This window comes from Aneurinibacillus thermoaerophilus, assembly GCF_900099925.1.
Lineage (GTDB): Bacteria > Bacillota > Bacilli > Aneurinibacillales > Aneurinibacillaceae > Aneurinibacillus > Aneurinibacillus thermoaerophilus.
Genome location: NZ_FNDE01000004.1, coordinates 24613 through 41022 on the forward strand (window position 1 = coordinate 24613; position 16410 = coordinate 41022).

General features: G+C 48.0%; 15 protein-coding genes, 1 riboswitch and 1 other annotated feature. Of the genes, 6 read left to right on the plus strand and 9 right to left on the minus strand.

Features of this window, described 5'->3' with window-relative positions:
* Window positions 1-37: 37 nt before the first annotated feature.
* The 6 genes from BLR88_RS03385 to BLR88_RS03410 all read right to left on the minus strand — a co-directional run bounded on the left by BLR88_RS03385 (window position 38) and on the right by BLR88_RS03410 (window position 6805).
* Complete coding sequence (locus tag BLR88_RS03385; RefSeq protein ID WP_057899337.1) at window positions 38-940, minus strand: NAD(P)/FAD-dependent oxidoreductase; 903 nt, start codon at window positions 938-940, stop codon at window positions 38-40.
* 61 nt (window positions 941-1001) lie between these two features.
* On the minus strand, window positions 1002-2669 hold the full coding sequence (locus tag BLR88_RS03390) for a DNA repair helicase XPB (RefSeq protein ID WP_091259933.1): 1668 nt from the start codon (window positions 2667-2669) through the stop codon (window positions 1002-1004).
* 114 nt (window positions 2670-2783) lie between these two features.
* A complete protein-coding gene (locus BLR88_RS03395; RefSeq protein WP_175493550.1) occupies window positions 2784-3509 on the minus strand; it encodes a LysM peptidoglycan-binding domain-containing protein in 726 nt (241 codons plus the stop codon).
* Window positions 3496-4149 (minus strand): CPBP family intramembrane glutamic endopeptidase, encoded by a 654-nt coding sequence (locus BLR88_RS03400; protein WP_175493551.1) that lies wholly within the window; start codon window positions 4147-4149, stop codon window positions 3496-3498. The genes BLR88_RS03395 and BLR88_RS03400 overlap by 14 nt, the downstream gene beginning before the upstream one ends.
* Complete coding sequence (locus BLR88_RS03405; protein ID WP_057899341.1) at window positions 4121-5728, minus strand: RecQ family ATP-dependent DNA helicase; 1608 nt, start codon at window positions 5726-5728, stop codon at window positions 4121-4123. The genes BLR88_RS03400 and BLR88_RS03405 overlap by 29 nt, the downstream gene beginning before the upstream one ends.
* Before the next feature lie 6 nt (window positions 5729-5734).
* Complete coding sequence (locus BLR88_RS03410; protein WP_057899342.1) at window positions 5735-6805, minus strand: YpbB family protein; 1071 nt, start codon at window positions 6803-6805, stop codon at window positions 5735-5737.
* A gap of 208 nt (window positions 6806-7013) precedes the next feature.
* Here BLR88_RS03410 and BLR88_RS03415 point away from each other — a divergent pair, with 208 nt between their 5' ends.
* Together BLR88_RS03415 and BLR88_RS03425 are read left to right on the plus strand one after the other, a co-directional pair.
* Complete coding sequence (locus BLR88_RS03415; RefSeq protein WP_057900372.1) at window positions 7014-7223, plus strand: ferredoxin; 210 nt, start codon at window positions 7014-7016, stop codon at window positions 7221-7223.
* 284 nt (window positions 7224-7507) lie between these two features.
* Window positions 7508-7675: riboswitch (M-box (ykoK) riboswitch) on the plus strand.
* A 137-nt stretch (window positions 7676-7812) separates the two neighbouring features.
* Window positions 7813-8784, plus strand: coding sequence for a magnesium transporter CorA family protein (locus BLR88_RS03425; RefSeq protein ID WP_057899344.1), 972 nt, complete (start codon window positions 7813-7815; stop codon window positions 8782-8784).
* 528 nt (window positions 8785-9312) lie between these two features.
* Here BLR88_RS03425 and BLR88_RS03430 read toward each other — a convergent pair.
* Window positions 9313-10107 carry a DUF92 domain-containing protein gene (locus BLR88_RS03430; RefSeq protein WP_091259939.1) on the minus strand — a complete coding sequence of 265 codons (795 nt, stop codon included), beginning with the start codon at window positions 10105-10107 and terminating at the stop codon, window positions 9313-9315.
* Between the two features lie 115 nt (window positions 10108-10222).
* On the opposite strand from BLR88_RS03430, the gene BLR88_RS03435 reads away from it, so the two are divergent.
* A complete protein-coding gene (locus BLR88_RS03435; protein ID WP_057899346.1) occupies window positions 10223-10720 on the plus strand; it encodes an inorganic diphosphatase in 498 nt (165 codons plus the stop codon).
* Window positions 10721-10758: 38 nt separating this feature from the next.
* Here BLR88_RS03435 and BLR88_RS03440 read toward each other — a convergent pair whose 3' ends face one another.
* Window positions 10759-11199 (minus strand): DUF1284 domain-containing protein, encoded by a 441-nt coding sequence (locus BLR88_RS03440; protein ID WP_091259940.1) that lies wholly within the window; start codon window positions 11197-11199, stop codon window positions 10759-10761.
* Between the two features lie 306 nt (window positions 11200-11505).
* Window positions 11506-11748: a binding site (T-box leader), on the plus strand.
* An 89-nt stretch (window positions 11749-11837) separates the two neighbouring features.
* On the opposite strand from BLR88_RS03440, the gene serA reads away from it, so the two are divergent.
* Window positions 11838-13421: a phosphoglycerate dehydrogenase gene (serA, locus tag BLR88_RS03445; protein ID WP_091259941.1), complete on the plus strand. Its 1584-nt coding sequence runs from the start codon at window positions 11838-11840 to the stop codon at window positions 13419-13421.
* Window positions 13422-13619: 198 nt separating this feature from the next.
* On the opposite strand, the gene BLR88_RS03450 is transcribed toward serA, so the two are convergent.
* Window positions 13620-14747, minus strand: coding sequence for an HAD family hydrolase (locus BLR88_RS03450; RefSeq protein ID WP_057899349.1), 1128 nt, complete (start codon window positions 14745-14747; stop codon window positions 13620-13622).
* Window positions 14748-14891: 144 nt separating this feature from the next.
* Between BLR88_RS03450 and BLR88_RS03455 the strand changes: the two genes are divergently transcribed.
* Together BLR88_RS03455 and BLR88_RS03460 are read left to right on the plus strand one after the other, a co-directional pair.
* Complete coding sequence (locus tag BLR88_RS03455) at window positions 14892-15614, plus strand: SDR family oxidoreductase (protein ID WP_175493552.1); 723 nt, start codon at window positions 14892-14894, stop codon at window positions 15612-15614.
* A 32-nt stretch (window positions 15615-15646) separates the two neighbouring features.
* Window positions 15647-16351, plus strand: coding sequence for a peptidylprolyl isomerase (locus BLR88_RS03460; protein ID WP_057899351.1), 705 nt, complete (start codon window positions 15647-15649; stop codon window positions 16349-16351).
* Window positions 16352-16410: the final 59 nt, after the last annotated feature.

Consider the following 16410-nt stretch of genomic DNA (forward strand, 5'->3'; position numbering starts at 1 on the left):
TCATCATCCAAATTTTGTATACATCCAGAAACTGTTCTCATTCCTGCAGGCTCTTATGAATCCAGATCGCCGCCTGGGCACCGTCGCCAATCGCTACTGAGAGCATTTGGGAATGAGCCGCCACATCACCAGCTGCCCATACATGCTTGATATTTGTTACTTTCGTTCTGCCGTCCACCGGAATATGTCCGTTTTCCAACCGTTCTACGCCAAGCATAGTGGCGATATCAGACTCAGCTTTATGACCAAAAGCGATAAATCCTTTTTCTACTTCAATCATCCGATCGTCCGCCAGTCGGACGCCCGATAGTTTGTCCTCCGTCTCGCTTCGCACCTCAAGAATAGGTCCGTTCACCATTCGCACGCCCGCTTCTGTGCATTTTTCTTTCCAGCGCTCCGAAACGGGGCTTTTCTCCGGTTCATGATTAATATACGTCACATCATCTGTCCAGTAACGCAGCACGCAAGCCATGGCTGCGCCAGTATTCCCCGCGCCTAGCACAGCTGTGCGCAAGCCGCGGATTTCGTAACCGTCGCAATCCGGACAAACGTAAACAGCCAAACCGAGCGCTTCCTTTAAACCTTCGATATCTTCCGGAATCCGGTCTGTAAGCCCCGTGCTAATAAGCAGCCGCTTCGCCGATACAGTTTTTTCATTATTGCCGATGACAAGTTCAAACTTTTTGCCTCTCCTATGTGCACTGCTTACCCTTCCTTCAATGAACTCAACGCCTATCTCCCGCGCCTGCGCCCGTCCGGCCTCCCGCAATTCCCTGCCACTTACACCATTGGGAAACCCGAGAATGTTGCCGTATCGCCTTGCCAAAGTTGAGCGTCCACCTTTCGCGTCGATAACCACTACCCGGTGCATATAGCGCCCAAGTTGAATGGCTGCCTGCAACCCGGCAATCCCTCCGCCAATGATCGCGCAATCATACATACATCCATCTCTCCTTCTCGCATTCATAACATCTTCCCATTTCGAGCGATTTTTAGAAGGTTTATGAAGGCAAAGATTCTAATATCCTTAAGTTATAATGGTAGCCTTGTTCGATAAGGAACATCTGTCTTCTATGCGCATAATATTCTTCTTTCGAATTCGCGGAAACGAGCGAATAAAAATGCGCAATCCGGCCATCCTTTTTCGGACGCAAAATCCGCCCCAAGCGCTGCGCTTCCTCCTGACGCGAGCCAAAAGTGCCGGAAATTTGCACCGCTACGCTCGCATCCGGCAAATCGACGGCAAAATTGGCGACGCGCGACACAACAAGTGTAGGGATATCGCCACACCTAAACCTTCGGTACAGCTTCTCCCGTTCTTCCTGCGGTGTCTTTCCAGTAATAAGCGGAGCCTGAATTTCACGCGCGACCATTTCCAGTTGTGAAACATAATGACCGATGACTAAAATCTGTTCTCCCTGATGCTGCTTAAGCACCTCTTTAACGACCGGTACTTTACTCGGATTTTCCGCCGCGATCCGGAATTTCTGCCGCTCACCAGAATCCGTATACTTTGCGCGCAGCGAAGCGGAAAGGGGCACCCGAATTTCCATGCATACTGCGCTCGCAATAAATCCCCGTTCCTCCAATTGACGCCAAGGCAATTCGTACTTTTTCGGTCCGATCAAACTAAATACATCATCCGCCCGCCCGTCTTCGCGCACCAGCGTGGCAGTTAATCCCAAGCGGCGCTTAGCCTGAATGTCAGCCGTCATTCGGAAAACAGGAGCGGGCAGCAAATGGACTTCATCATATATAATCAATCCCCAGTCGCGTTTATGAAACAGCGACAAGTGCGGAAAATCGTCCGAGCCCGGCTCCCGATGTGTAATCATCTGGTATGTGCTAATCGTAACCGGGCGCACCTGTTTTTCCTGGCTCGTGTATGTTCCGACCTGTTCTTCTGCAAGCGTGGTACGAGCTAAAATTTCGTTCTTCCATTGCCTAACCGAAGTAGTACTACTTGTCAGCACAAGCGTCGCCATGCCAAAGCGCACCATTGTATCGATACCGACCAACGTTTTGCCGGCACCGCATGGAAGCACAACCACACCATTCCCGCCGGAGGCGCTTCCCCCGGCATAAAACGCGTCCACCGCCGCTCTCTGATAGTCCCGCAATTGAAAACCTCTCTTCTCGCATAAGGCCATTGTAACCCGCTCTCCGTCGGTGTAGCCTGCCATATCCTGCACCGGAAATCCAAGCTTTAACAGCGTTTGCTTAATCATTCCGCGCTGTGCGATCGGGACTATAACCTCACATTCGTTTACCTGTCGCCCGACAAGAGTAGCGATGGATACATAGCTCATAATCTCTTCCATAATCCGCGGCTCGGCGGCCGCAAGCACAAGCTCGCCGCCCCTCACGAACAATTGCAATTGCCCAAAACGCCCCATCGTCCGCGTAATTTCTTCCCGGATAGAAGGTGGAACCGGAAATTTCGCGTACTTGTTCAGCACGCTGAGTACTGTCTCCGCCCTTAAACCAAGCGCGGCCGCATTCCAGAGTGAAAGCGACGTCAAGCGATACGTGTGAATATAATCAGGGCTTTTGACCAGTTCGGCAAACGGAGTAAGCGCATCCCGCACTTCGCTGTACATCGGATGACGCACTTCGAGAAGCAGTGTACGATCCGCCTGTACGATCAACGGATTGCGTATATGCGGCATATTGTCCCTCCTTATATAAAAGTTCCCTCTTCGCTGTAGTGTATCCAAAAATGAGAAAAACTCGCTGGCATTGTCCACTCAATGAAAAAACAGGCGCCTAAAAGCGTCTGTTTTTTAACGGGGAGGCAGCGGCACTTTAATCACTGAACCCGCATATACGTTGTTCGTATTGCGGATACCATTGTACCGTGCCAAATAAAACTGGTATTTTCCTGTTCCGTAATACATGACGGAAATTTTGTACAACGTATCGCCCGGCTGTACCCTATGCCTCAGGAGCCGTCTTTTTTTGTAGGGCGGCGCACTCTTTGAAGCATGGACTGTTTCCACTTTTGCCTTTGCTTGCGCAGGCTTGGCTTTCGGCGGCGTTTGGCTTGGATTGACGGGAGTCGCCTTCGCTGAAGAAGGGGATTTAGGCGCCTGGTTCGCGTTCGGCGGCGCAGCCGGCAGCGGTTTCGACGATTGCATACCGGAAAGCTTCTCTGAAAATTGAGAGGCCTGCTGAGATGGTTCCAGCTTGGATACCGCTGTTCCGGATACAGATGTCAATTCCTTCTTTGCAGGCGTTTGACTTCCTACCTCCGGGCGCGGTTGCGCGACGGACGGCACACTCCTTGTCGCATACCACCAGAAACAAAGCACTGCTACAAGCAACAAAAGAACAGTTCCCCCGATATAGTAAGGAGTAAGATTCAACGGGGGCTTCTTGTGAATCGTACTGCGCGGCGGCAGCGTTCCTGTCGGCACTTTTTCCAGCTGTGCCCCTTGCTGTTGTGCCACTATTTTCCGCAGCGAATCCGCCTGATCAGTAGAGGTTTGTCTTTCCCTATTCATCGACATCTTCATTCTCCCCGTTTGTATTCTTGTCTTCCGTATTCGACCCTTCGGTCCTAATTCCTTCCTTTCGCTCAAGAAACCATCCTTTTCTCACAAAGCATCCTAAAACAAAATCTACTAAAAAATGAGCCCATACCACCGTCCAAACGGTTCCCGTCTTCTCAAATAGTACGCCGAACAGTACGCTGATGACAAATACCACTGTCATCATTACCCATTTTTTCATATAGCGTACGTGAACGAGTGTAAATAAAACGCTCGTCCACCAAACTCCTAATCCAGGCTGAATAACGGCACGAAACAAGAACTCTTCCGTTATCGCTACCACTGCGCATACGATGGCAATATGCCCAACAGACAAATCACGGAACAACAGTTCGTTAAGCCCGCCGTCATCAAACATATCACGCGGCAAAAACAAAATAAGAATAACCTCTATGACGATCACCAAAACCGCAGCCAATGTGCCGTATATGAATACATCCGCTGCGTCCTGCAAAGCAAAAGGACGCGTCCAGTCCACCCCGGTGCGAATATAGAAAAAATACAGCCCGGCAAGACCGAGCGCAAATAAAATCGCCTGGGATATGTACACATTTAAAGCCAATGTCCGGCTATCTAAATTTGTATATCTTGAATCCATATCTTTCGTCACTTCCATTCGCATGAGAAACCGGAAGCAAACTATCTAACTCTTGTCTCCAGTCCCATGCTTCTTCTAACATATTGTCTCTCTCTTCCCCGTCTTGATAAAGGGTCATATCGATTCCGCAGCGGTCGCAGCAACTGCCCGAAGCCGCGCGATGCTCCTGTGCAAAATAGCGTCCAATCGTAAGCCGTCGACATTCTGAACTGGACACCCAACGTCGCATTTCTGCTAGCTTTTCGTATCTCTCCGCACGCCGCTGGAAAACGATCTGTGCCAGGGACTGAAAGCTTTTCGGTTGCGAATCTGCGCCTTCCCATTCCCAGCCATTCGTTGTTCGGCGCAACCTTCTGAACAATCCAAGACGTTCCATATGATACAGCAAAATGGAAAGCTGTTGCGCTTCCAGCCCCCATGCCGCAAGCGCCTCTTGTTCAGACACCCCCTTCATCCGCCTATCAGCAGAGAACAAAGCATCGTAGAAATTTCGAATCTGTACCTCGTTCGGATATTCCTCGGCAATCAACTGGCCGGGTAAAATATGGTCATCCGGTGTAAAAAGAAGACAGGCATAGCTTAATTGTCCGTCCCTTCCGGCGCGCCCGACCTCTTGCAAATATGACTCTATGTCAGGAGGCATATGATAATGCAGTACAAACCGGATATCGGGCTTGTCAATGCCCATCCCGAACGCGTTCGTCGCAAATATTACATTCAGTTCATTTCCAAGGAATTGTTGCTGGATCAACAACCTTTCTTCTGCTCCCATACCGCCATGATAAACAGCACAGCGCTCAATCCCCTGCTCCTGCGCCAGCTTGTGCGCGCGTTCTGTCGCGCTTCGGGAGCGGAAATAGACAAGTCCAGGTCCTTTAAGCGTCCTCAACTTGTCCAACATCGCTGCTTCCTTCTCCCGTTCATCGCCCAAAAATGCAACATCATAGCAAATATTCTCCCGATTAATCGATGTAAGCACGATATGTTCATGTGGAATCGAAAGCGCACGGCAAATATCCTGCTGCACGGCCCTTGTAGCGGTTGCCGTCAGCGCTAGCACCGGCGGTGCGCCCAACCTGCAGATACATGAATGCAAACGCTGGTAATCCGTGCGGAAATCGTGTCCCCACTGTGAAATACAATGGGCCTCATCGACTACAAACAGCGATACAGGCACGCGTTCCAGTTGCTCCATGAAATCGTTTTGCTGCAATTTTTCTGGAGAAACATACAGGATTTTCACTTTTCCCTCGATAACTTGCGCCAGCTTCCAGCGTTGTTCTCGCGCAGAAAGTGCGCTGTTAATATATTCAGCGTGCCGAATCCCCCGGCAACGCAAATTCCGCACCTGATCCGCCATCAGTGAAATTAACGGCGAAACAACGACCGTCATTCCGGGAAGCACCAGCGCAGGAAGCTGGTAACACAATGATTTCCCGCCTCCGGTCGCTAAAATGCCAAGCGCGTTCGCGCCCGCAAACGGATAACGCATAACTTCCAACTGGCCCGGCCTGAATTCTTCATACCCAAAATAACGCTTCAAGGCCGTGCGCAATGCTTCGTCTACCGCCGCATTCACGATGTTTCACCTTCCTCCTTGGGAAGCGCGTACCAAAGCAAGACGAATTTCAAGATAATTGTAAGAATCGCCCGCTTCACGCTTAATCGTCCCAACTTTTTTTGTACCCTTTTCGCGTACAATCGCATGAATGCGTTCCACTTTCTCTGGAGAAACAAATGGGTGGATATCAAAAGCGGGATCGGCAATGGCAATTTCAACAATGTGATCTTCGATCGTACCGGGCTTCAAACCACGCTGACGAACAATTTCTTCCAGCGAGAACCCCGCTGCAAGCAACGCTTTCGTCCAGCGGGCTGTTTGCGTAAGCGCGGCATCGTCGGAACGGCTTCCAGCTACCTTTGCAAGCATCGGATAGGCTCCGGAACTAAGGCGGCGCAACTGTTCGGCAGCCAAGCGAAGCACGTGCATCTCAACCGCTCCTTCCGCCGTATCAAGCATACTGGCCAGCTGACGATACGTTAGTCCCGCTCTTGCCTTTCCGCTCAAACGACGCAAAAGAAGCATCCTCTCTTCTTCTGCCAATCCTTCCATCCAGCGTACCATTTCTTCTTTCATACGGCGTGCCGCCTCAAGTTTGTCCGGGTACGTTTTTATTACACGCTTGACTTCGTACTGAAGTTCCCGCTGTTCCACCACCGGATAAAACAGTGTCTCTCCCGCAATCCAATATGAAAACGTCTGAATCAAAAGAGAGAGTTTTTTCCAGAAGCGTGCGGCACGCACTTTTTCATGAACAGACGAAACGGACCTGCAACAGGCTTCATATCTGAAGCGTGCCTCCCTTTTCATTAGTGCGGCTTCGCCGGCCGGCAAACAGAAGACGCCCGCTTTCTTTCCCGGCCGCACTCCGAGCCAGCCGCGCGCGATCAAATCGTCCAGCATTCTCCTCACTTCTTCCACAGAAAACGCGTGTAATGCTCCATACAACATGGATACGCCGAACAAAGCAGCGTCTGCAATCACCTGGTTATTTTTCCGCCCTTTCAGTAAATGTACGATTGCCTGCGGCGTTCTTTCGCCCTGGAACTTTGACGCTGCAAGGAGAAAAAGCCCTTCCATAAATTGAATGTTCATTGTTATAATTTCATCCCCCGATTTCGGGTAAGTAATTACTGTAATCTAATTATAGTCCATCATTCTGCCATGTGGAGCAGAAAAGATGTTTTTGGTGCCCTTTCACGATTTTTTTTCAACCATCTTGATATTCACGAATACAATGTTTACAATGAGGTATGAGAAATGGACAACGTCTTTTCTCAGAATTTCTGGAGGTGAGAAGAGAATGACAACTTGGGTTGATAAAGACACTTGTATCGCTTGTGGAGCTTGTGGCGCAACCGCTCCTGATGTATTCGATTACGATGATGAAGGCTTGGCTTTCAACAAATTGGATGACAACTCCAATACAGCTGAAATCCCGGACATTCTGCAAGACGACGTTCGCGATGCAGCTGAAGGTTGCCCGACTGATTCAATCAAAGTTGAAGAGTAAAATGCTTTTTGCATCGAACAAGCTCTCATAACGTAAATCCGAGCCTGACCAATTTCCCGGTTAGGCTCTCACGGTTTCATGGACAGCATATTATCACCATCTTAATTAATATCCCTTCTCAACTCTTCAATCCCTCGCTTCATCCCGCTATTTTCTTGAACGAGCAAACTTTCTCTCCTTTTCCTCCAGCCAGTTTTGCAACAGATATGTAAAATGGAGATGTTAAAAAGATTATTGACAAGTGCAATAATTGTCTATATCCTAAGTATGTCATAAAGATTCATATGCATTCTCGTTAGGCGAGGCTCCAGTTCAAACATAGGCCACTGCCCGGAAACGTCGAGAGACGCCAATGGGTAGAACAGGTATTGCCGGATTAAGGCTCTACTTAAGGTGGCTGAGTCATGTGACTCTACGTTGTTCTGTGCCGAAGCTCAACCAGGAGAATACTGGAAGCATACGAAGCTTTTTCGCATGCATCTATTTGTTGTGGGCACAAAAGCCTCTCCTGGCGTCATCTTGCGCGGGAGAGGCTTCTTTTATTCTTTCAATGATATCAATATATTAAAGGGCAAAGGAGGGGATTTTCTTGATTAAAACGTATTTTTACAACCACTCCAAGCAGGAAATGATTCATGATGTCGATTTGGATAAAATCAACGAATTCCTGCATTCCAACGAAGACTTGCTCTGGATTGATCTGTTTAATACAAGCAACCAGGAATTGCAATATATCGCCAATTTGTTTAACTTTCACCCGCTGGCAATTGAGGACTGCCTTCAACACAGTCCGCGCGCAAAAGTGGATAATTACGAAGATTACTATTTTTTCGTATTCCATGCGCTGCGCTACCATGAGGAAAGCGACACAGAGATTACAACCCTTGAGCTAAACGTATTTATGGGGCCGAACTACATCGTAACCATCCATAAACGGCCCATGCCTTCCATCGGTCGAATTGCGGCCGCCTGTTTAAAAAGCAAAGAGTACATGAACCGTGGAGCAGATTACTTGCTGTATTCCATCATTGACGGCATTACGGACGAATACTTCCCGATTCTTGACCGGCTAAGCATCCGTATTGATGAAATCGAAGACGAGATGTACGAATACGATATGGAACTTGTCACCGAAGAGTTCCTCGCGCTTAAGCGTACACTCATTTTGATCCGCCGCGTCATTCTACCGCAAAAACGAGTATTCGCTACAATAAACGGTCATTGGCAATTTCCGATTCAAGAAGAGAATATTCCATTCTATATTGACTTAAAAGACCACCTGGAACGGATCGCCGACTCGACCGAAACGTTCAAAGACTTAGTAAACAGCGCGCTTGATACGTATTATTCTATCGTAAGCGCTAAGACGACGGAAAACTTAAACATCCTGACCATGATTTCTACCATTATGCTGCCGCTTACCTTCATAACAGGATTTTTCGGCATGAACGTACCGCTCCCGTTTCAAGATTCGCCCTATACCACACTGGTTATTTTCGTACTTCTGTCCATGCTTTCTTGGTGGATGTGGTGGTTTTTGCGCAAAAAATTTATGTCATAAAAAGCGCATGGTCATAAACTGAAAATGGGCTTCTTCACAGGGCATACCCTCTGGGTGAGGCATACCGTTTTTCGCCCGAGAGTTTTTCCTGACAGACAAAAAATACTGATATATCAAGGATGTTGTAAAACGCATAATGACTGAATGGTAAAGGTTAAACACAATAGAGTAAAAACTAAATGTTGCACGCAGTCAAAACTATTGAGTATAATAAAATTAATAAAATGGTTCAGCCGGGAGGCGTACTTCATGAAAAAAACACGCAAAACCGGACGCATCGAAAAAGTAGTGAAGCTTTTGTATTTGGTAGGTATTCTATCACAAGAAGAACAGGAACAAATGATAAAACGCCGCCACTAACAGGGCAATGACAAGCGGAGCAACATGCTTCATCACAGAGAGGATTGTCCAATCTCCTCTCTCAAGGGATTGGACATTTTTTTCGATGGTTCTTTTTCTAATTTATTTGTAATAACGAACCATCGAAAAATCGGCAGACCTGCTCTCTCCGAAGAGCAGGTCTCTTTTTTATCCTGTTATGATGAGCGCCGTCAGCCCCCCGGCTATAGACGCCAGCGCGTTCACCGCATCGTTCGTGCACCAGGCGTATCCTTTCACTGCAATCGTATCCCGTCCGCAATGAAGCTTGCGTTCCGTTTCTTTGCCACATATCTGACAGCGGTACATCCGCTGCCAAGCCGCGCCGACCGCGCTGTCAATCAGACTGCCGATCATACCTCCTACAGCTCCCGCCACTACATAATGGACATTCACCCCTTCTTGCGCAAGCAAGGAAAACAGACAGGCACAGCCTCCAATAAACGTCCCGCCTGCAAACGAAGCGGCAAGTCCCGCCCCGCTCACCCCACCGGACGTTCCCGGGTCTACCTTGCGCCATGTAAAAATATGGCGCGGCTTTCCTTTCGCCAGCACACCAATTTCCGTTGCCCACGTATCCGCCGTTACCGCCGCGATCGAACCGATATAAAACGCATACCACCCTTCTTCCATCGCCGCAATAAATGCACCAAGGATAGCCACAAGTCCTGCTCCACCATTTGCAAACACTTGCATAAAATCCCTTGTGCCAGTTTTGGCAAATAAACTCTCCACCTCCTGCTTCGCTTCCTTCTTTCGATGCGATAACAAACTGGAAGAGATGAAAAATGCAAGCAACACACCATACCATTTCATATCGCTCAATGCGTATATCAGTGTTCCTATAATTACTACAGCCACAGCTCCGCTCGCCGACAGCGAACGTTTCCGGTATGCTACTATGGCAATCAACAGGCTTCCCACAAATCCAATAAAAAGTTTCATTCCTACTTCTCTCTCCTTACAACACGCTTTTCTTGTAACATAGAACTTGTTATAATGAAGCAGAATCCCTTGTTGGACTAACCTAGCTAACCCAGAACAAAAAGGAGGAATTTTCATGGCATTCGAAAACAAAGTCGTTGATGTGTTCGTCGAAATTCCAGCTGGCAGCCAGAACAAATATGAGTACGATAAAGAAGCAGGCGTATTCCGCTTGGATCGTGTACTATACTCCCCAATGCACTATCCTACCGAGTATGGATATCTAGAAAATACGCTGGCGCTTGATGGAGACCCGCTGGATGCGCTTGTGTTAACCACATTCCCGACATTCCCAGGTTGTGTCATCTCCACCCGCATCATCGGCGTGCTTGTTATGTCCGATGACAAAGGCCAAGATGAAAAACTGTTAGGCGTACCTGTTGACGATCCACGCTGGGATGGCGTAAAATCGCTTGACGACGTTCCAGGTCATGTATTGAAAGAAATCGCACACTTCTTCGAGCGCTATAAAGACCTAGAAAACAAAGAAACGAAAATCGAAGGCTGGGAAGGTCCAGAGAAAGCGGCTCAGCTTATTGACGAATGCCTTGCCCGCTACACGGAAAACAAATAAACGATATGTACATACGAAAACTCCCGCTAAGCGGGAGTTTATTCTTTTTCCGTGTCTCCATATCTTTCCTTGAGTCGGCGAGTGCCTTCCTTGCAGACTCCGTAAGACAACCATGAGCAACCGAGGCACAAGAAGTCAAGATCATCCGGCTTCACCATTTGCGCGGTACGCTGTACCAGCCATTTTTTACTGTATGTTCTTTCCGGCTCAATATGTAGATGGCGGATAACTTTGGCATCCATCCGTCTGACATGAAGGTCGGAATCTTCCCCCGCTTCACACTTCGTTTGTCCTTTATGGGGACAAGCACCACATACTTCATCAAATCCGATAGTTACTTCCAGCCGGATGTCACATTCCGGGTCGCGAATACATTCTACCATTTCGCGCATCGTCTTGATAAAAGAAGGGCTATACCCCATGCCTTGAAACCCGTACACACACAACAAATGATGGCCGCGCAATTTGCGAATCTCCATTGTGCTTTCTCCTTTTTTTGATGAATAAGAAAAGCTTGCGAGTTATCTTTAACTTTATCATGCAGGCACCATTTTCGCACGTCTGAAACAAATAATATCATAAAACTTGCTTTCTACATTTTTAAACTCTTGAGATATAAAACAGCTTTACATCCTAGCGACAACTTGGTAGAATAAAAATAAAGATTCGGGCTAAAACCGAACATTAATAATTTTTTAATAAAGAATGTTAAGTTTTTAATCCAAAAACACTTGACTCCATCCTTTTTTCGTGATAAATTGTTTTCAGACAACAAACAATATCGTAAAACAACAATGACGGAGAGGAACTGCAGACGTGATTCTTCAGAGAGCCGGTGGTCGCTGCGAACCGGTGAATCCCCTGCCGTTTGAGCGCTCCTGAGTTGTCAGGCTGAACCGAAAGAAGTAGGTCTGAACGGATGCTCCGTTACAAGCTGCGGTTCTCGTGTATAGAACCGGTCGAGGCTGCTGTTGCGAGACAGTAGCGAATGAGGGTGGTACCGCGAAACAAAGCCTTTCGTCCCTCACTACAGGAATGTAGTGAGCACGAAAGGTTTTTTAGTACAAAAATATATCTAGGGGGAAAAGGCGTCAAGCGCCGCGGAGGTGTAAATTACATGTTTAAAGTATTAGTAAGCGACCCATTAAGTGAATTTGGCATTCAAAAATTGCTGGAGGCGGAAGACGTTCAGGTTGACCGCAAGACAGGACTCTCCGAAGCGGAACTGATCGATATTATCGGAGAATATGACGCGCTGCTTGTGCGCAGTCAAACAAAAGTAACGGCCGCTGTTATTGAAGCAGGTAAAAAACTAAAAGCAATCGGCCGTGCAGGGGTTGGAGTGGATAACATCGACCTGACAGCTGCAACAAATGCGGGGATCGTTGTCATCAATGCGCCGGACGGAAATACGATTTCTACGGCAGAACATACTTTTGCAATGATTATGGCTTTGGCTCGCCGTATTCCACCAGCATACAAAAAACTGGTAGAAGGCGAATGGGATCGCAGGGCGTTCACGGGCGTAGAATTGAACAAAAAAGTGCTGGGCATCATCGGTCTGGGACGAATTGGCGCTGAAGTAGCAAAACGTGCTAAAGCGTTTAATATGAGCGTGATCGCATACGATCCGTTCCTGACTCAAGAACGTGCCGACAAATTGGGCGTTAAATTCGGCACGCTCGATGATGTGATTACGCAAGCCGATTTCATTACAGTCCACACTCCATTGACAAAAGATACAAAATATCTCATTAATACGAAACAATTTGAAAAAATGAAGGACGGCGTACGCATCATTAACTGTGCCCGCGGCGGAATTATCAGCGAAAAAGCGCTGTATGAAGCGATTGTAAGCGGCAAGGTTGCCGGCGCCGCCATCGACGTATTCGAACAAGAACCGCCCGTGGACAATCCGCTTTTGAAATTGCCACAAGTCATTGTGACGCCGCACCTTGGGGCGTCTACCGTCGAAGCGCAGGAGAACGTTGCCATCGACGTATCCGAAGAAATTCTGCATATTCTACATGACGAGCCATTTAAAAACGCGGTGAACCTACCGTCTATTCCGGCCAATGTCATGGAAAAAGTAAAGCCGTACTTTGAACTGAACGAAAAACTCGGTTCCTTTATCGCACAGATTGCGGTCGGCGGCTTGAAAGAAGTAATCATTACTTATTCCGGCGAGCTGAATGATATTGATACGGCGGCTCTGACGCGCACGACGCTGAAAGGCATTCTGTCCTATCATCTCGGCTCGGCCGCAAACTATGTAAACGCACCGATTCTTGCGAAAAACCGTGACATTCATGTAACTGAGCAAAAATCAACATACAGCAGTGGATTCAGCAACCTGATTACAGTTACGCTGAAAACGAGCCAGGAAGAACGAACCGTGTCCGGTACACTGCTGAATGGCTACGGTCCGCGCATCGTTAAAATTGACGGCTATTCCATCGACCTCGTTCCGCAAGGACACCTGCTGCTTGTCCATCACAATGACCGTCCGGGTGCCATTGGCCGCGTAGGTACCATCCTTGGCGACAACGATGTGAACATCGCAACCATGCAGGTAGGACGTCGCGATGTAGGCGGCCAAGCCATCATGCTTCTAACCGTCGACAAGGAAGTAAGTCCGAACGTACTGGACACGCTAGGTGAACTAAATGAGATTACAAGCGTAACGCAACTCGAACTATAAGCCGTTTCAAGACAGGCTGGTTTCTCTCGGCCTGTCTTGAAAGTTATAAGATGTGCCCGCAGTGATACAAAGGCGGCTGTCCCGCTTCCTTGTGGAAGCAGGACAGCCGCTTTCTTACTTTACAACAACATATGCTTTCTTATCCACCAAAAAAAGCGGGCACTCCGCCCCGTGCGCCCGCCTTTCACTTCACCATAATTATAAAATCGTTAAAATGTGCGTCATATCATCCAGAATATAATCAGCTTTCAATTCTTCAAATTTGGCGCGAGCTTCCTGTCCCGTCAGGCCGGTCAGCGTGGCGGCAAACTTACAGCCGATGCTGCGGGCAGCCATATAGTCAGCGACCGAATCGCCCACAACTAAAATTTCTTCCCCGTTTTCAATCGGCAGCGCAAGGTTGAAGCATTCCTCATCATGCGCATCCATGCCAAGCATGCCCTTAATGTAGCAATACGGTTGTGGCTTGGCGAGCGGCGCGCGCTCCGGATAACGCTTCTCTGCCTCCAGTACATCACTTGCGGTCACCACACGGTTTTCATCAAAATATTGAAGCAATCCCATCGTTTTGAGCGGTTCCACCGTTTCGATGCGCGGACGACCGGTACCGATGCCGAGCACATAGCCGCGGTTTTTCAATTCGGCTAGCACTTTCGCCATTTTCTTTGGTTCTACAATCGGAATCTCGTCATCAAGAAATCCGCGTTTGCCTTCTTGATACGCTGGACGACCGATCGATTGGGCTACCAGGCGGTCACCGAGATACCATTCCTGGAACGTCTCTTGACAAAGATCCCACAATTCACTATTGCGCGAGAAAATGTCCGTCTCAATCCCTGTTTTCTCACGAACCAAATCGTTCAAATAAAGAAGCAGCGCCTGTTTTTCTGCCGTGCTTTTTTCGAAGTCTGCAACGAAGGACGCGTAGTCCACTTTAAATTCTACGCCTTTCGCCATCTCTTGCACTTTGGCGATCGCTTCACGATGAATTTGCGATGTTAAGATCGTCTCCACTTCTGCGGACTTCGTCTTATGCAACTCCGCCAGCAAACGCACCAACTCGTAGGAGAACACAAGATAGACCATATCCCAGTTGGCGTTAATACCTCTTGTTTTTATGAAATTTAACACTTTATCATCATCAAACACTTCCTTGCGCACGCGGCGGATCGTACCCTCCTCCGGCGCCGGCTCAAACGTGTCACCGGAAAGCCCCAAATATTTCGGGCTATACAGCATCTCCCATACCGTCAGCGCGGAAGCGTCGAAGTAGCGCTCCTCGCTTAGTAAAACACCGTCAACATCAAATAAAATGGTACGAAACATTTCTTCTTCTCCAGCTCCTCTAACATTGTAATCGACCCAACACGAACATTTTAACATATTTTAAGCAAAATAATCGCCTTTTTCCGCAAATTTTCCGGTGATAAAGTAAAGTATGATAAAATGAAAAAAAAGGAGGCTGAGCTTATGGAATTTCAATCCTTACATAACAAAGTTGTACTCATTACCGGCGCAAGCAAGGGCATTGGCCAGGCTATGTGCCTGCTGTTCGCGGAAAAAGGCGCCACCGTATATGCCATTGCGCGCAGCGAAGAGTTACTGCACAAACTGGCGGAAAAAGCTAAGACGAAAGGTGGCAACATCATCGCTTCACCGTGCGACGTAACCGACAGCGAAGCGGTGCAACGGCTTATTAGCCAAATTGTCCGTGAAAAAGAACGGATCGATGTATTGATCAATAACGCCGGACTTGGCCATTTCGGCCCGATTCACGAATTGACAGAAACGCAGTGGGATGAAATGATGAATGTGAACCTGAAAGGCGTGTTCCTCTGTACCAAGTATGTAGTGCCCCACCTGCTTAAGCAGCAAAGCGGCCACATTATCAATATTTCCAGCGTGGCCGGCACGGTTACGTTCCCGGGCGGCGGCGGTTACTGCACGTCCAAATTCGGTCTGATGGCGTTCACGGACGTTTTAACGCAAGAGCTAAAGCCGCACAATATTAAAGTATCTGTCATCTGTCCGGGTTCGGTGCAAACATACTTCGGGCAGAGCGACCCCAAATCCTATGCGCTCAAACCGGAAGAAGTAGCATATATCGCGTACCAGATGGCAGCCGCACCGGAAGGCGTTATTATGAACCAGGTGATTATGCGTCCGGTTGTGCCGAAAGAATACCAAAAATAAGGGAATACAACAAAAAAGGCTGAGGGAAAAACATGAAGAAAAAAGGAGTTTTTCTGCTTGCACTTATGCTTGCCGCCGGCTTGAGCATAACTGCCTGCTCACAGCAGCAAAGCAACGACCAGCAAAACGCCGCCCCTGCGCAGAAGGCAGACAAACGAGCATTCCAACAGTGGGACAAGCCGCCAGCAATGCAAATTGACCCGAACAAAACATACATCGCACATGTGGACACGAACAAAGGCTCATTCTCTATTGAACTATTCGCCAAAGATGCGCCAAAAACAGTGAACAACTTCGTATTTCTGGCGCGCGAAAAATTTTATGATGGCATTATCTTTCATAGGATCGTCAAAGATTTTGTTATCCAGGTTGGCGATCCGCAAGCAAAAGGGAATGTCCAAAATCTAAAAAATAATCCTCAAATCGGGGCCGGGGGTCCAGGCTATCAGTTCGAAGATGAATTATCTTCCAAGCATAAATATGAAAAAGGGATTGTGGCGATGGCAAATTCCAGACCGAATACGAATGGAAGCCAATTCTTCATCGGGAGCGGTGCTGGAGTAGAAACATTAAATACGCAACCTTATTACACGATTTTCGGAAAAGTGATTGCAGGTATAGATGTTGTGGAAGCGATCGCTAATACACCTGTTGAGCAAGGCATACACAAGGAACCTACACCTAGCTTTCCGAAAGAAAATGTATTTATCAAGACCATTACGATTGAAGAAAAATAACTTCTCGCTATTGTAACAGCACATGACAATACATGCGCCTCTTCTTGCCGCGCGCTTCT

Coding starts and splice junctions, on each gene's coding strand:
- BLR88_RS03385 (WP_057899337.1), bottom strand. CDS start 940: ATGTATGATTGCGCGATCATTGGCGGAGGGATTGCCGGGTTGCAGGCA.
- BLR88_RS03455 (WP_175493552.1), top strand. CDS start 14,892: ATGGAATTTCAATCCTTACATAACAAAGTTGTACTCATTACCGGCGCA.
- BLR88_RS03415 (WP_057900372.1), top strand. CDS start 7,014: ATGACAACTTGGGTTGATAAAGACACTTGTATCGCTTGTGGAGCTTGT.
- BLR88_RS03390 (WP_091259933.1), bottom strand. CDS start 2,669: ATGCCGCATATACGCAATCCGTTGATCGTACAGGCGGATCGTACACTG.
- BLR88_RS03400 (WP_175493551.1), bottom strand. CDS start 4,149: ATGGATTCAAGATATACAAATTTAGATAGCCGGACATTGGCTTTAAAT.
- BLR88_RS03430 (WP_091259939.1), bottom strand. CDS start 10,107: ATGAAACTTTTTATTGGATTTGTGGGAAGCCTGTTGATTGCCATAGTA.
- BLR88_RS03395 (WP_175493550.1), bottom strand. CDS start 3,509: ATGTCGATGAATAGGGAAAGACAAACCTCTACTGATCAGGCGGATTCG.
- serA (WP_091259941.1), top strand. CDS start 11,838: ATGTTTAAAGTATTAGTAAGCGACCCATTAAGTGAATTTGGCATTCAA.
- BLR88_RS03435 (WP_057899346.1), top strand. CDS start 10,223: ATGGCATTCGAAAACAAAGTCGTTGATGTGTTCGTCGAAATTCCAGCT.
- BLR88_RS03410 (WP_057899342.1), bottom strand. CDS start 6,805: ATGAACATTCAATTTATGGAAGGGCTTTTTCTCCTTGCAGCGTCAAAG.
- BLR88_RS03460 (WP_057899351.1), top strand. CDS start 15,647: ATGAAGAAAAAAGGAGTTTTTCTGCTTGCACTTATGCTTGCCGCCGGC.
- BLR88_RS03440 (WP_091259940.1), bottom strand. CDS start 11,199: ATGGAGATTCGCAAATTGCGCGGCCATCATTTGTTGTGTGTGTACGGG.
- BLR88_RS03450 (WP_057899349.1), bottom strand. CDS start 14,747: ATGTTTCGTACCATTTTATTTGATGTTGACGGTGTTTTACTAAGCGAG.